The 13762-nt window shown below is 67.0% G+C and carries 15 protein-coding genes; 7 read left to right on the top strand and 8 right to left on the bottom strand.

Features of this window, described 5'->3' with window-relative positions:
* Positions 1–248: 248 nt before the first annotated feature.
* Positions 249–2696: a TonB-dependent receptor gene (locus tag NV401_RS07115; protein WP_261293708.1), complete on the top strand. Its 2448-nt coding sequence runs from the start codon at positions 249–251 to the stop codon at positions 2694–2696.
* A gap of 132 nt (positions 2697–2828) precedes the next feature.
* Here NV401_RS07115 and NV401_RS07110 read toward each other — a convergent pair whose 3' ends face one another.
* The 8 genes from NV401_RS07110 to NV401_RS07075 all read right to left on the bottom strand — a co-directional run bounded on the left by NV401_RS07110 (position 2829) and on the right by NV401_RS07075 (position 9190).
* Positions 2829–3578: a sigma-70 family RNA polymerase sigma factor gene (locus tag NV401_RS07110; protein ID WP_261293707.1), complete on the bottom strand. Its 750-nt coding sequence runs from the start codon at positions 3576–3578 to the stop codon at positions 2829–2831.
* On the bottom strand, positions 3575–5695 hold the full coding sequence (flhA, locus tag NV401_RS07105; protein ID WP_261293706.1) for a flagellar biosynthesis protein FlhA: 2121 nt from the start codon (positions 5693–5695) through the stop codon (positions 3575–3577). Before flhA ends, NV401_RS07110 begins: the two co-directional genes overlap by 4 nt.
* The gene (locus tag NV401_RS07100; RefSeq protein WP_261293705.1) at positions 5696–6571 is read right to left on the bottom strand and encodes a lytic transglycosylase domain-containing protein; all 876 of its coding nucleotides are present in this window, start codon (positions 6569–6571) and stop codon (positions 5696–5698) included.
* A 201-nt stretch (positions 6572–6772) separates the two neighbouring features.
* Positions 6773–7102, bottom strand: coding sequence for a flagellar protein FlgN (locus NV401_RS07095; protein ID WP_261293704.1), 330 nt, complete (start codon positions 7100–7102; stop codon positions 6773–6775).
* Positions 7092–7376, bottom strand: coding sequence for a flagellar biosynthesis anti-sigma factor FlgM (gene flgM / locus NV401_RS07090; RefSeq protein WP_261293703.1), 285 nt, complete (start codon positions 7374–7376; stop codon positions 7092–7094). The genes NV401_RS07095 and flgM overlap by 11 nt, the downstream gene beginning before the upstream one ends.
* 66 nt (positions 7377–7442) lie before the next feature.
* A complete protein-coding gene (locus NV401_RS07085) occupies positions 7443–7973 on the bottom strand; it encodes a flagella basal body P-ring formation protein FlgA (RefSeq protein ID WP_261293702.1) in 531 nt (176 codons plus the stop codon).
* The gene (locus tag NV401_RS07080) at positions 7974–8522 is read right to left on the bottom strand and encodes a flagellar motor protein MotB (RefSeq protein ID WP_261293701.1); all 549 of its coding nucleotides are present in this window, start codon (positions 8520–8522) and stop codon (positions 7974–7976) included.
* Positions 8519–9190 carry a motility protein A gene (locus NV401_RS07075; RefSeq protein ID WP_261293700.1) on the bottom strand — a complete coding sequence of 224 codons (672 nt, stop codon included), beginning with the start codon at positions 9188–9190 and terminating at the stop codon, positions 8519–8521. Before NV401_RS07075 ends, NV401_RS07080 begins: the two co-directional genes overlap by 4 nt.
* Positions 9191–9426: 236 nt before the next feature.
* Here NV401_RS07075 and flgB point away from each other — a divergent pair, with 236 nt between their 5' ends.
* From flgB to flgG, 6 genes are read left to right on the top strand one after another with little or no spacing between them, the layout of a single operon-like run.
* Positions 9427–9783, top strand: a complete 357-nt coding sequence (gene flgB, locus NV401_RS07070) for a flagellar basal body rod protein FlgB (protein WP_261294054.1) — start codon at positions 9427–9429, stop codon at positions 9781–9783.
* 1 nt (position 9784) lies between these two features.
* Positions 9785–10192 carry a flagellar basal body rod protein FlgC gene (gene flgC, locus NV401_RS07065; RefSeq protein ID WP_261293699.1) on the top strand — a complete coding sequence of 136 codons (408 nt, stop codon included), beginning with the start codon at positions 9785–9787 and terminating at the stop codon, positions 10190–10192.
* Between the two features lie 3 nt (positions 10193–10195).
* Entirely contained in the window at positions 10196–10876 is a 681-nt protein-coding gene (locus NV401_RS07060; RefSeq protein ID WP_261293698.1) for a flagellar hook assembly protein FlgD, read from the top strand.
* Positions 10877–10902: 26 nt separating this feature from the next.
* The gene (locus NV401_RS07055) at positions 10903–12171 is read left to right on the top strand and encodes a flagellar hook protein FlgE (RefSeq protein ID WP_261293697.1); all 1269 of its coding nucleotides are present in this window, start codon (positions 10903–10905) and stop codon (positions 12169–12171) included.
* A gap of 26 nt (positions 12172–12197) precedes the next feature.
* Positions 12198–12941 carry a flagellar basal body rod protein FlgF gene (locus NV401_RS07050; protein WP_261293696.1) on the top strand — a complete coding sequence of 248 codons (744 nt, stop codon included), beginning with the start codon at positions 12198–12200 and terminating at the stop codon, positions 12939–12941.
* A gap of 25 nt (positions 12942–12966) precedes the next feature.
* Positions 12967–13755 carry a flagellar basal-body rod protein FlgG gene (gene flgG, locus NV401_RS07045; protein ID WP_261293695.1) on the top strand — a complete coding sequence of 263 codons (789 nt, stop codon included), beginning with the start codon at positions 12967–12969 and terminating at the stop codon, positions 13753–13755.
* The last annotated feature ends 7 nt before the right edge of the window (positions 13756–13762 follow it).

Genomic DNA, 13762 nt, shown 5'->3' with positions numbered 1-13762 from the left:
GGGCGCTTCCCGCCGTTCGGGAGGCGCAAGCGAGACCCCGGTGGCCGCAGGGCCGCCGGGGTTTTCGCTGTCGGGATCGGGGGCCGCGATTCAGGACACCATCGAAAATGGCGATACAGGCCAGGGTCAGGTTCGCCCTGGCACAATTGTGCGACAATTGGGCCGTACTGCCCGGGTGAATTTCTGGGGATATGGCTTTGCGCGTTTCACATCTTGCTCTGATTACGGCGTTTGCCGGTTGGCCGATTATGGCCGCCGCACAGGAAGCGCCCGCTGCCACCGAAGCGCCCGGCGTGCCCGCGGCCACCGATGGCGCGGCCGCAGCGCAGGAGGAGGAAGCCGAGCCGGCGGACGTCGGCGAGGATATCGTCGTCACCGGCCAGCGGCCGCGCGGCTCGGTGCCCGGTGACATCCCGCCGGAACAGACGCTCAATCCCGCCGATATCCGCTCCTATGGCGTCAGCTCGATCGGCGACCTGCTGACCGAACTCGCGCCGCAGACCACCAGCGGTCGCGGCGGCGCGCCGGTCGTGTTGCTCAATGGCCGGCGCATCTCGGGCTTCCGCGAGATACGGGACATTCCGACCGAGGCGATCCTGCGCGTCGAAGTGTTGCCGGAGGAAGTCGCGCTCAAATTCGGCTATCGCGCCGACCAGAAAGTGGTCAATTTCGTGCTGCGCCGCCGCTTCCGTTCGGTTGCGGTCGAACTCGCCGACGCGCAGGCGACCGAGGGCGGACGCAACACGCCGGCTGGCAAGCTCGATCTGCTCAACATCCAGGCCGCGACGCGGCTGACGCTGCACGGCGAGTATCAGCGCAGTTCGGCGCTGACCGAGGACGAGCGCACCATTCCGCTGAACGGCAGCGGGACGCCCGATCAGCGCGCATTCCGTACGTTGCTCGGACAAGCGGAAAGCTTTTCCGCCAATGCGGTATATTCGCGCAACGTGTTCGGCAACGTCGCCGCGACGGTCAATGGCAGCGTCGAGCGCACCAATGGGTTGGGCCTCAACGGCTTGCCGATCATCACGCCGGGCGTGATCGATCTCGCCGCGCTCGAACAGCGCAATTCCGCCTGGACCACGCATCTCGGCACCACGTTCAACGGCGATGTCGGCACGTGGCGCTGGTCGCTGACAGGCAATTACGATCGTGTCGATTCGAAGAGCGTGAACGAGGCGCAGCGCGACACCGACACCACGATCTTCGCCAATCGGGGCCGCTCCACCTCCAGCACCGGCAATGTCGATCTGCTGTTCGCCGGCACCGCGTTTACGCTGCCGGCCGGCGCGGTCGCCACCAGCGTGCGCGTCGGCGCCTCGACCAGCGACTTCGACAGCCGCGCCGATCGCTTTGGCGACACGCAGCGCGGGCAGGTCTCGCGGGATATCGTCAACGGCCAGCTGAACGTCGATCTGCCGCTCACCAGCCGGTCGCGCGACGTGCTCGGCGCGATCGGCAATCTGTCCGCGAACCTCAATCTGGGGCTGGACCAGCTGTCGGACTTCGGCACGTTGACGACGCTTGGTTATGGCCTGAACTGGTCGCCGATCCCGGCGCTGCGCCTGCTCGCCTCGTTCACCGACGAGAAGCAGGCGCCGACCGCGCAGCAGCTCGGCGATCCCTACATCGCCACGCCCAATGTGCGCGTGTTCGATTTCGTCACCGGGCAGAATGCGATCGTCACGCGGATCACCGGCGGCAATCCGCTGCTCGACGCGAATACGCGCCACGTGATGAGTTTCAGCGGCACGCTGAAACCGTGGAGCGCGAAGGACATCGCCTTCACCGCCAATTACACCAAGACCAGGATCGACGATCCGATCGCGTCCTTCCCCGGCGCGACCGCGGCGATCGAGCAAGCGTTCCCGCAACGCTTCCTGCGCGATTCCGCCGGGCAGTTGCTGCAGATCGATTCACGCCCGATCAATTTCGCCGAGAGTGATCGATCGCAACTGCGCTGGGGCGTCAATTTCTCGCAACCGCTCAAGTCCAGGGTCCAGAAACAGCTCGAAGCGTTCCGTGCCGGCACCGGCCCGAATCCGTTCGAGGGCGTCGAACGCCCGGGCGGGCGTCGCGGCGCGGGCGCTACGCCCGGCGATCGTCCGCCGGGCGAAGGCGGCGCACGCGCTGCCGGCGGCGATCGGCCGGGGGGCGAGGGCCGGCGCGGCGGCTTTGGCGGTGGCGGTCGCGGCGGTGGGGGCGGTGGCGGCCGGCTCAACTTCGCAGTCTATCACACCTGGCATCTGACCGATCGGGTGACGGTCGCCGATGGCGGCCCGACGCTCGATCTGCTCCGCGGCGACACGCTGGGCAGTGGCGGTGGCCAATCGCGCCACGAGGTGGAACTGCAGGCAGGCTATAGCAATAACGGCCTCGGCGCGCGCCTGTCGGGCAACTGGATGAGCGCGACCGAGGTCAATGGCGGCACGCTGGCGGCGCCCGAGACGCTCAATTTCGGCAGCCTTGCCACGGTCAACTTGCGGCTGTTCGCCGATCTCAGCCAGCGCCGCGACTGGGTGAAGGATCATCCGTGGATGCGCGGTCTGCGTGTGACGTTGTCGATCGACAATATCGCCAACAGCCGCCAGCGCGTGACCGATGCGGGCGGCGTCACGCCGTTCGCCTATGCGCCGGACTATATCGATCCGCTGGGCCGCACGGTGCGGCTGAGCGTGCGGAAGCTGTTTTTCTAGGCGTCCTTCCCCACTGCCGTCATCCTGACGAAAGTCGGGATCCATCGTGCCTCACGTCCGATCGTCCGGGGGGCGGAATGGATCCTGAAACGCGTTCAGGAGGACGGCGGTATGCGGGGCGGGGCAGGCGCATCAAACCGCCCGCGCCAGCGCCTTCTTCAGCCGTGCATGCGCGCTGGCCTTGATCTGGCACACCCGCGCCGATCCTACGCCGAGCACCAGCCCGATCTCCTCGAGGTTCAGTTCCTCGACATAATAAAGCTGTACGACCTGCGCCTCGCGTTCCGGCAGCGCGCCGATCGCCGCGATCAGGCAGTCCCGCAGATCGCTGTCCGCGAGCTGCTGAAACGCATCGGGATCGTCGCTCGCGAACCATGGCTGGTCGTCGGCATAGACTTCGTCGATCGAGTCGAACCGTACCGGCTCCGCCGCGGCGTAATCGGTCCGCATCTTGTCCAGCGTCACGCCAAGCCTTTCCGCAATCTGATGATCGTCCGGCGCGCGGCCGCTTTCATGCGTCAGCGCCTTGACCGCTGCAGCATAAGCCCGCCGCCGCTGCATCGCGCCGCGCGTGAGCGTCGCGCTGCGGCGTAGCGCATCGATCATCGATCCGCGCACCCGCGTCGCGAGATATTGTTCGAAGCTGACGGCACCGCGGTCCTCGAAACTGCCCGCTGCCTCGACCAAAGCGACCAGGCCGGTCTGCACGAGATCCTCGACCTCGATCGCGCTGCTCATGCTGCCATGGACGTGCCAGGCAATGCGCCGGACCAGCGGCAGATGCTTCCTGGCCAGCAAGGCGAGGTCGGCTGCCGGCCCGGTCCGGCCATAGACCAGCGGTTCGGCGCCGAGCAACGCTGCCCGGGTGGCGAGCGCGCTCATGCCGCCAGCGCCGCGTTGGCGAAGCCGACCTGCGCCGGCTGCGGCGCGCCGATCACGGCGACCACCTCGACGGCTTTTTCCTCGGGCACTTCGAAGAAGCTCATCACCGGCGTGTCGGGCAGGATCGTGCGCACCAGTTTGCGGATCGCAACGCGGATCGCCGGCTGCACGACGAGCACGAACGGCTTGGCTTCGGCGATCAGCGGGTTGGCCGCGGCCTGCAGCGCATCGATGATGCGCCGGCCGAGATCGGGCTCGATCGTGTGGCGCCGCGAGGGATCGCTGCGCACCGCCTGGCCGAGCAGGCCCTCGAGCTGCCCCTCCAGTGTCATCACGCGCAGCGGTTCGCGCACGCCGCACATCTTCTGGATAATCAGCCCGCCGAGATCGGGGCGGATCAGTTCGATGATCTCGTCGGCATCCAGCGTCTTCTGCGCCGCGACCGAGATCGCCTGGGCGATGCGGCGGAACTCCTTGAGCGGCACGTTCTCGGCGAGCAGGCCCTTGAGCACTTGCGTCAGCGTGGTCAGCGGCAGCGGGGCGGGCGACAAGGCGGCAACGAGATTGCCGGCACGTTCCTTTAGCCCGTCGAGCAGGTTCTGCACCTCGTCCGGGCCGAGCAGCTCGGCCGCATGGCTGCCGAGCATATGGTTGAGATGCGTTGCCACCACCGTGCCGGGATCGACCACCAGATAGCCGGCGCCGGTCGCGGCATCCGCGTCGCCGCTGGCAATCCACACCGCGTCCAGGCCGAAGGTCGGATCCTTGACCGTCTTGCCGAGCAGTCCGCCGACCGCTTGCCCCGTATCGAGCGCGAGCATCTCGTCGGGCGATACGCTGTCCTCGCCCATCGTGACGCCGCCGACGACGATACGGTAGGCGAACGGCGCCATGTTGATGTCGTCGCGCACGCGCACCTGCGGCACGACGAAGCCCAGTTCCTTGGACAACTGGCGGCGCACCCCGGTGATCCGCGCCATCAGCGGCGAGCCGCGGCGCTCGTCGACCAGCGGCACCAAACCATAGCCGATGTCGAGATTAACCTGCATGTTGTCGCTCACCTCGTCCCAGCCGATTTTCGACTGGTCGACCGGCTCGGCGGCAACGACCTCGACCGGCGCCGGGCGCTTGGCCTTCTGATTGAGCTTCCACGCCGAAAAGCCGGTGATCGCCGCGGCCGGCAGGATGATCAGATGCGGCATGCCCGGCATCAGGCCGAGCAGCCCGAGGATGATCGCGACCGGCGTCCAGGTCCGCGCGCTGGCGAACTGGCCGCCGATCTGGCCGGCCAGATCCTGGCTCGAGGTGACGCGGGTGACGATCGCCGCGGCAGCGATCGACAGCAGCAGCGAGGGGATCTGCGCAACCAGCGCGTCGCCGATCGCCAGCAGCACATAGGTATGCGCGGCATCGCCGATCGACATGCCGTGGCTGACCGGCCCAAGGATCAGCCCGCCGGCGATATTGGCGAACAGGATCAGCAGACCGGCGACCGCATCGCCCTTCACGAACTTGGACGAACCGTCCATCGAGCCGTAGAAATCTGCCTCGGTCGACACCTCGACGCGGCGCGCCTTGGCTTCGTCCGGGGTGATCAGGCCGGCATTGAGATCGGCGTCGATCGCCATCTGCTTGCCGGGCAGCGCATCGAGCGTGAAGCGCGCGGAAACTTCCGAGACGCGGCCGGCGCCCTTGGTCACGACGATCATGTTGATGATCACCAGGATCGCGAACACGAACAGGCCGACGATATAGTCGCCGCCGATCACGAACGTGCCGAACGCCTCGATCACATGGCCGGCGGCCGCCTCGCCTTCATGCCCGTGGCCGAGCACGACGCGGGTCGAGGCGACGTTCAGTCCCAGACGGAACAGGGTGGCGAACAGCAGCACGGTCGGGAAGGCGGAGAAATCGAGCGGCTTCTGCGCGTTCAAGGCGACCATCAGCACGGCGAGGCTGATCGCGATGTTCATGATGAAGAAGGTGTCGAGCAGGGCGGTCGGGATCGGCACGACCATCAGCACGACGAGCAGCAGGGTGGCGAGCGGCAGCGCGGAGGAGCGCAGCAGCGGCAGCACGCGGCCAAGGCCGCCTTGTGTGGTTGCAACGGCCATCATTTACGCCCCCAGCCGCGCGAGCATCATGTACGCCAGCCGGGCGGTGGTCGGGGTCGGGCGCATCACGCTCGCCATCTGGCGCTCGTCCTTTTGGCCATTGATCTGATCGAGCGTGGCGCGCGCCCAGGCGCCTGCCTGATGGCTGCTCTCGCCACTGCCGGGAATGACGGTCGCACCGTCCATTTCGAGCGCGGCGGAGGCCATCATCGTCGCGCTGCTGCCGAGCCCGCCGCTTGCCGCGCCGGTGGCGACGCCCGCGCCCTTGTCGAGCTTGGCGGCGAAGCGGCTATAGACCTGGCCGAGCGAGCGCGACTGGCCGTTCGAGTCGAAAAACACGTTGCGGTTGGCGCGCGCCGCGGCGGGGAACAGGCTCGCCGCGCTGCGGTTGGGATTGGCCTGCATCGCGCCGAGGAACGACTTGGCGCCGCCGAGGCCCAGGAAATGCGCCATGTACAGATCGGTGCCGGTCGCGTCGCGGCCCAGCGCGCCTTCGATCGCATCCTTGTTGTCGGACGCATGCTCGGCCGCCATCAGCGAGGCCGCCTGCGGATCGTTGCGCAGATTGAGGATCGCGCGGCGCGTGGCGGGATCGCTCACCGTCATCCGCCCGCCGCTGCTCGAGATCGCGTTCGAGGCCCAGGCCATGCCGTGCTCGGCGCCATGCTGCTTCATCACGCGCAGCCAGCTCTGGTCGATGAACTGGTACAGGCCCGAGGCGCTCGATGTGCCCGCCTTGGCATCGGCACGCATCCCGCTTTCGATCTGCGCCTGGCCCATCAGGTAACTGAAATCCACGCCGGTCTTCTGGCTCGCCTGCGCGATCGCCGACTGCACGGACGTGGCTTTCGTGGTGACGGCAAACGGGTTGAAGCTCATCGATCCTCGGCTGGTTAACCTTGTTCGAGGCTAATTCAGCAAGGAGCGTGCCAGTCCTGGTGTTGCGCTAGGTGCGCACGAAGCCCCAACCGTCATCCCGGACTTGGTCCGGGATCCAACGGGCGGCTAAACGCTGAGCAAGAGGAGAGAGGACCGCCATGCCGGCACATTGGATCGGACCAAGTCCGGGATGACGAGCGACTAGGCGTACGCCGCGCGCACCCCGTTCGCACGGTACCCGGCACCGGCATCACCGGTCAGACTTTGCAGGCGGCGGCGAACATTTGCCGCCATCAGGTTGACGTAGATCCGGCTCGTCTCGTTGAGCCGGTTGGCTTCTTCGGCCAGTTCGCGGATATCCGCGTCGGCCGGCGCGGTGCCGAAGGCGGCAACCGTCTCGATGCCGCGCAACTTGTCCTGCGTCGCGCGTTCCAGCGCCACGATATCATTGGTCTTCAGTGCCTGGATTTCCTGGTGGAGCGACTCGATCACGCCGATCAGCGCGGTGCGCCGCGGATTGTCAGGCGTCATTGCGCGTCCATTCGAACTTGGCGGCGATCAGCCGGTCGGCGATCTGCGCGGGGGTGATCGGGAACGTGCCCTCGGCGATCGCCTTGCGGATCTGGGCGACGCGCTCGTGGTCGATCGGCGGCGTGGCGGCAAGCTCGCGGGTCAGCGCTCCGGGCGCACTGGCGCTCTGTGCCTGCGTGGTCACGCTCTCCGGTGCCGCGGTCGCGGCACTGCGCGTCACCCCAGCGACCGTATTGCTGGTCGGCACTGGCTTTAGCCCGATCGGATCCACCATGACGTCCTTCCCGTGGTCCCTGCCACAGAAGGATAAACGACGGCCTCGGACAAACCTTTAACAAAATTATTCGCCCCAGCCCGGCAGCGTGGCGCGCCCGGTTTCGACCGCCACGGCCTGCACCGGCGTCTTGCCGCCCTCGACCTTGACCATGAAGCGGCCGCCCGGCGCGGCGTCGCTCATCGCCACGCCTTCGCGCGTGATCGAGAAGCCCGGCGTGCCGGCCTCGATCGTTACCGGATCGCCGCGCTTGATCACTGGCTCGAGCTTGACCGCGGAGGCCGCGGCGATCGTCTGCGACGCGTTCGGCCGGGGCGCGCTGGGCGTGAAGAGAACCGGCACGAAAATCCGCCAATTGGGCCCGGTGCAGGTGATCACCACCGCATCATGCGCGTCCGAGCGCCATGCCAGCGAAACGGTCGGGCATTGCGCGAGCTTCAAGCGGCTATCGACCACGCTGCGCGCGCCGCCCTCCACGCCGATCCCGTGCCCGGTAAAGGCAGCAACCGCGCGATCGAGCGACACAGTATCCTGGAACGGTGCGGCCAGGGTAGGCGCGGCAGCGAACAAGCTAGGGATCAGCAACAGGCGGCGCATTCAATTTCCCTCCGGAAGCGGCAAGGTCTGGTTGCCGGGCGGCAGCGCGTTGCCGGCAAAGCCCAAGGTGACGACGACGGCACGGCGCCCCGCCGCGGCGTTGGTGATGGTCAGGCGCCCCGGCGCGACGTGCGCGGTTGCCAGCGCCGCGGCGACAGCGCGCGCGCGATCGGCGGCAAGCACCGCGCCGCTGCCGGTCGCGGCATCGACGTCGGCGGCGGAGCCGTCCGCGCTGCCGCTGATCTTGAGCGTCACGCGCGGATCGCGCGCGGCCTCGCGCGCCCAGGCGATCAGGCCGGCGGGCGACGCGGGCAGGGCAGCCGTGCCCGGTGCGAAGTTGAGCATCGCCGCCGCGCCCACCGCCATCGGCTCCGCGATGCGGGCCGGCGCGCCGAACCCGTCGCGAATGCCCTTGGCCAGCGCCTGCTTGTCGAGCGTGGTGGCCTGCACGAATACGAAGAAGCCGACCAGCAGCAGTGCGAGATCGGCGAGCGTCATCAGCCAGGCCGGGCGGCCGGGCGCGTCTTCGGGAAAATCGTCCAGCGTCATGCCGCGTGCACCAATTGGGCGGCGCGCGGGCGTTCGCGCTCGGCCAGCGCGACCAGCGGCGCCTCCAGCCGGGTACGCTCCAGCGCCTCGTGGCGCGCCTGGCGCTTCAATCGTGCCGCGATCGGTGCACAGACGAGATTGGCGAGGATCGCGCCATAGAGCGTGGCGAGCAACGCCACCGCCATGGCCGCGCCGATCGCGCTGGCGTCGGTCATCCGCGTGAACATCGCGACCAGCCCGATCAAGGTGCCGATCATGCCCATTGCCGGTGCCACCTCGGCCGCACCGCTCCATACCTCGATCGCCGTCAGCTGGGCATCGATACGCTGGCGGCGGTTATGCTGCACGAGCGCGGCGACCTCTTCGGGCGGCTGCCCGTCGACGATCGCCGCGATCGCCGTGGCGACGTCGTGGTCGGCGATCACCGAACGGTCGAGCGCCAGCACCCCGTTGCGCTGCGCGATCCGCCCCAGCGCAGCGACCTGCGCGATCAGCGGCGCGGCATCGAAGCGGCGGCGGTGCAGCGTGCCGAGCGCGGCGAGCGCACCGCCCAGTTCGGCGAGCGGCGTGCGCAGCGCCACGGCGAGCGCGGTGCCGCCGATGACGATCCCGGCAGCGGTGGGATCGAGGAACGGGCCCAGCAGGGCGAGGGTGGGGGTGGCTGTCATCGCTGGCGTCCGTAGCAAAAGCCGGGCCAGTTGCGATCGATCCCCGGCCCCGGCCCCCGCCGGGGAAAGAAGGGCGGATGACCGAAAGGCGGCCGGCAACCGTTGCCGCCAACCGGCAATGCCTTGCCGCTCGGCCTGCCGCTGCCCCGGCAAACACCGCGTTCCGCCTGCGCAGACCGAACTGGCACGGCCATTGCTTAGCTCCGGTCGCACAACAAGGTGCGGAGACCGATACGGTGAGCGAGCAAGATCTTTTCGGCGTTCATGGGGCAGCCCTGCAGGTGCGTTCACAGCGCATGGGCCTGCTTGCCTCCAACATCGCCAATGCCTCCACACCGGGTTTCAAGGCGAAGGACCTGGATTTCCAGGTCGCGCTCCAGGCGGCGGAGGGTTCGGGGGGACTCTCCGCCGCGCAGGACCTTGGGGGCGCGCTCAGGTATCGCAACCCGATGTCGTCCTCGCTCGACGGCAACACCGTCGAGCTCTCCACCGAGCAGACCGCCTTCGCGGAGAACGCGATCCAGTATCAGACCACGCTGTCGTTCCTCAACGGCCGCATCAACACGCTCACCCGCGCATTGAGGGGCGAATAAGATGTCCAATCCGCTGACCATCTTCCAGGTCGCCGGCAAGGCGATGTCGGCGCAGCTCGTGCGCATGAACACCACCGCGTCGAACCTCGCCAATGCCGGCGGCATCGCGTCGAGCGAAGCGCAGGCCTATCGCACGATGAAGCCGGTGTTCCGCACCGAATACGACAAGGCCACCGGGCTCGCGACAGTCAACGTGGAAAGCGTCGTCACCGCCGGCGAGACGCCGACCAAGCATTACGATCCGTCGCACCCGATGGCCGACAAGGACGGCAACGTCTGGGAATCGGCGGTCGATGAAACGCGCGAGCTGGTCGACATGATGGAGACCGCGCGCGGCTACCAGAACAATGTCGAGGTCATGCAGACGGCCAAGTCGCTGATCCTCGATACCCTCAAGATGGGCCGCTAAACCATGAGCACATTCGATACCACGCTGAGCAATCTCGGCATCTCGCGTACCAGCACGGCGCCCGCGACCACCACGGCCGCTGCCTCGGCGTCGCTCGGCCAGTCCGATTTCCTCACGCTGATGACCGCGCAGCTGAAGAACCAGGATCCGTTCGCGCCAGTCGACAACACGCAGATGGTGGCGCAGATGGCGAGCTTCTCTCAGCTCTCCGGCATCACCGAGATGAATGCGACGCTGAGCGGCATCGCCGACAAGCTTGGCGCGACGAGCACCGCGGACGCTTTGGCCTATGTCGGGCACAATGTGCTGACCGAAGGCAGCACGGCTTACGGCCGTACCAGCGGCGGGATCGCCGGCGCCATCGAGCTGGACGGCGACACGACCGGGCTCACGGTGACGATCTCGTCGGCCGATGGCCAGGTGCTCAAGAATGTCGATCTCGGCACGCAGAAGAAGGGCACGGTGCAGTTCGACTGGGACGGCAAGACCGATGCCGGCGCGGATGCCGGCGCCGGCCCGTTCACCGTTACCGCCAGCGCCTCCAAGAACAATGCCGCCGTCACCAGCCGAACCCTGGTGTGGGCACCGGTCGCCTCGGTCGCCATCCCGGCGAGCGGCGCGGCACAGCTCACCGTGGCCGGCATCGGCACGATCCCCGTCACTGCCGTACGCGAAGTCGGCTGAACCACACCATTTTCGAGGAGTAACCCATGTCCTTCTATACCTCGCTCAGCGGCCTGCAGGCCGCGCAATCCGAAATGTCGACCATCTCGCACAACCTTGCGAACGTCTCGACCAACGGGTTCAAGAAGAGCCGCACGGAATTTGCCGACGTGATCGCCTCCAGCGTCAATCTCAGCCCGACCAAGATGGTCGGATCGGGCGTGCTGCTCCAGGCCAATCGCCAGGAATTCGGCCAGGGCAGCCTGATCCAGTCGAGCAACTCGCTGGATCTCGCCGTGTCTGGCGACGGGTTCTTCGCGGTCAAGCCCGATGCCAATAGCGCGTCGGTCAATTTCACGCGCAACGGCAGCTTTTCGGTCGACGCCGAACACAATGTCGTCGATGCGAACGGCGCGCACCTGCAGGTCTATCCGGTGGACGGTTCGGGCGCGGTCGTCGCGACCGGGCTTGATTCGACCATCTCGCTGAAGCTGCCGGAAACCAGCGGCACGGCAATGCCCACCAGCATCGTCAAGATGTCGGTCAATGTCTCGTCCAACGCCGCCGTGCCGACCACCGCGACCTTCGATCGCTTCGATCCGACCAGCTACAACCAGTCGACGCAGACCACGGTCTATGACGCGACCGGCAACCCCATGACCATGACGCAATATTTCAAGCGCGAGACGACCGCGGTCGGCACGCCGGCGACCAGCACCTGGAGCGTGCACAGCTTCATTGGCGACCAGGAACTGACCAGCGGCGGCACCGCCGGCACGAAACTGACCTTCGACGCCAGCGGCAAGCTCACCGCGCCCACCACGGCAACCAAATTCGACGAATTCACGCCGGCCGGATCGACCACCGCGCAGCAGATTTCGCTGGATCTCGGCAATGCGACGACACAGCTGGCGTCCCCGTTCAACGTCGCGACACGCAGCCAGGACGGCAAGGCGGTCGGCCAGTTGCAGGGCGTGTCCGTGGGCGCCGACGGCATCGTCACGGCGAGCTTCTCGAACGGCGACACGCAGCCGCTGGGCAAGGTCGCGTTGGCGAACTTTTCCAATCCTGCTGGTCTGCGCCAGCTCGGCAATTCCTATTGGTCGTCGACTGGCGTGTCGGGCGAACCGATCGCCGGCGCCGCGGGCGAGAAGGGGCTCGGCAATCTCATGTCGGGCACGATCGAGCGTTCCAACGTCGACATTACCGAGGAACTGGTCGGCCTGATCGCGGCGCAGCGCAACTTCCAGGCCAATGCCAAGGCCCTGGATACGGCAAGCCAGATTTCGCAGACCATCTTCAACATCCGTTCGTGATCCGACGGACCGCACGGGAAGCCTAAATGGACAAGCTGGTCTATACCGCGGCATCGGGCCTCAAGGCGCATATGGCGTCGCAGGCGGCGATCGCGAACAATATGGCGAACGCCTCGACGATCGGCTTCCGGGCGGATCGCGTGGTGTTCGATCGCCTCGAGGTGAAGGGATCGGGATTCAACAGCCGCACGACCGCATCCGAAGAGGTGGTCGATGCCGATCGCCGCGAGGGCGCGATCATGCAGACCGGCCGTCCGCTCGACGTGGCGATGACCGGCGGCGCCTGGCTCACCGTGCAGGCGCCCGACGGCAGCGAAGCCTATACCCGGCGGGGTGATCTGCAGGTCGCGCCGACCGGGGTATTAGAAACCGGCGATGGTTTCCCGGTGATGGGGTCGGGGGGCCCCATCACCATCCCGCCCGCGCAATCGCTGACGATCGCGTCGGACGGCACGATCAGCATTGTGCCGATCGGTGGCGATGCCGCCAACCCGCAGGTGATCGACAAGCTCAAGCTGGTCAGCACGACCGGCTCGGTGACGGTCAAGGGGCTGGACAATCTGCTCCACGTCAAGGGCGGCGGCGTGCTGCCCGAGGACATGGAGGCCAAGGTGTCGGGCGGCGCGCTCGAAGGCTCGAACGTCAACATGACGCAGTCGCTGGTCGACATGATCGAGAACCAGCGCAGCTACGAGGTGCAGGCCAACCTGCTCAAGGAAGCCAAGACGATGGACGAGAGCGGCGCATCCGTGATGCGCATGCCGTCCTGATCATCGATTTCAAGGGAGTAATGCCATGAGCAGTGCCGCAATGCACATCGCCCGCACCGGGCTCGACGCGCAGGACATGCGGATGCGCGTGATCTCGAACAACCTCGCGAACGTCAATACGACGGGCTACAAACGCGATCGCGCGGCGTTCGAGACGCTCGCCTATCAGACGGTGCAGGCGCCGGGCGCGCCGAGCACGTCGGAGACCAAATATGCCACCGGGCTAAATCTCGGCACCGGCGTGCGCATCCAGGGCACCGCGCGGATCGACACGCAGGGTTCGATGCAGACCACTGGCAACGCGCTCGATCTCGCGCTCGACGGCGACGGCTATTTCCAGGTCCAGCTGCCCGGCGGCACGCTGGGCTATACCCGTGCGGGCAATTTCTCGCGCTCGCCCGAAGGCCTGCTGGTTACCTCGGAAGGCTATCAGGTGATGCCTGGCATCACCGTGCCGGAAGGCGCCACCGCGATCACCGTCGGCACCGACGGCACGGTCAGCGCGACCGTCGCCGGGCAGACCGAGCCCAGCCAGTTGGGCCAGATCCAGATCGCGACCTTTCCCAACGGTGCCGGCCTGCTCGCGCAGGGCGACAATTATCTCACCGAAACGGCGGCCAGCGGCGCCGCCAATCTCGGCGTCGCCGGCTTGGATGGCCGCGGCAACATCCGCCAGGGCATGCTGGAAGCGTCCAACGTCAACGTCGTCGAGGAGCTGGTCGACATGATCGAAACGCAGCGCGCCTATGAGGTAAATTCGAAAATGATCTCGGCGACCGACGACATGCTCAAATATGTTAACCAAAATATCTGATGGTTAA

It is taken from the genome of Sphingomonas hylomeconis, assembly GCF_025370105.1.
Classification (GTDB): Bacteria; Pseudomonadota; Alphaproteobacteria; order Sphingomonadales; family Sphingomonadaceae; genus Sphingomonas; species Sphingomonas hylomeconis.
Note: the sequence above shows the minus strand (reverse complement) of the source record. Positions and strands in the feature narration are given on the sequence as shown.

Excerpts from the sequence above, each read along its gene's own strand:
- NV401_RS07115 (WP_261293708.1), top strand. The coding sequence starts at position 249 with ATGGCCGCCGCACAGGAAGCGCCCGCTGCCACCGAAGCGCCCGGCGTG.
- NV401_RS07110 (WP_261293707.1), bottom strand. The coding sequence starts at position 3,578 with ATGAGCGCGCTCGCCACCCGGGCAGCGTTGCTCGGCGCCGAACCGCTG.
- flhA (WP_261293706.1), bottom strand. The coding sequence starts at position 5,695 with ATGATGGCCGTTGCAACCACACAAGGCGGCCTTGGCCGCGTGCTGCCG.
- NV401_RS07100 (WP_261293705.1), bottom strand. The coding sequence starts at position 6,571 with ATGAGCTTCAACCCGTTTGCCGTCACCACGAAAGCCACGTCCGTGCAG.
- NV401_RS07095 (WP_261293704.1), bottom strand. The coding sequence starts at position 7,102 with ATGACGCCTGACAATCCGCGGCGCACCGCGCTGATCGGCGTGATCGAG.
- flgM (WP_261293703.1), bottom strand. The coding sequence starts at position 7,376 with ATGGTGGATCCGATCGGGCTAAAGCCAGTGCCGACCAGCAATACGGTC.
- NV401_RS07085 (WP_261293702.1), bottom strand. The coding sequence starts at position 7,973 with ATGCGCCGCCTGTTGCTGATCCCTAGCTTGTTCGCTGCCGCGCCTACC.
- NV401_RS07080 (WP_261293701.1), bottom strand. The coding sequence starts at position 8,522 with ATGACGCTGGACGATTTTCCCGAAGACGCGCCCGGCCGCCCGGCCTGG.
- NV401_RS07075 (WP_261293700.1), bottom strand. The coding sequence starts at position 9,190 with ATGACAGCCACCCCCACCCTCGCCCTGCTGGGCCCGTTCCTCGATCCC.
- flgC (WP_261293699.1), top strand. The coding sequence starts at position 9,785 with ATGTCCAATCCGCTGACCATCTTCCAGGTCGCCGGCAAGGCGATGTCG.
- NV401_RS07060 (WP_261293698.1), top strand. The coding sequence starts at position 10,196 with ATGAGCACATTCGATACCACGCTGAGCAATCTCGGCATCTCGCGTACC.
- NV401_RS07055 (WP_261293697.1), top strand. The coding sequence starts at position 10,903 with ATGTCCTTCTATACCTCGCTCAGCGGCCTGCAGGCCGCGCAATCCGAA.
- NV401_RS07050 (WP_261293696.1), top strand. The coding sequence starts at position 12,198 with ATGGACAAGCTGGTCTATACCGCGGCATCGGGCCTCAAGGCGCATATG.
- flgG (WP_261293695.1), top strand. The coding sequence starts at position 12,967 with ATGAGCAGTGCCGCAATGCACATCGCCCGCACCGGGCTCGACGCGCAG.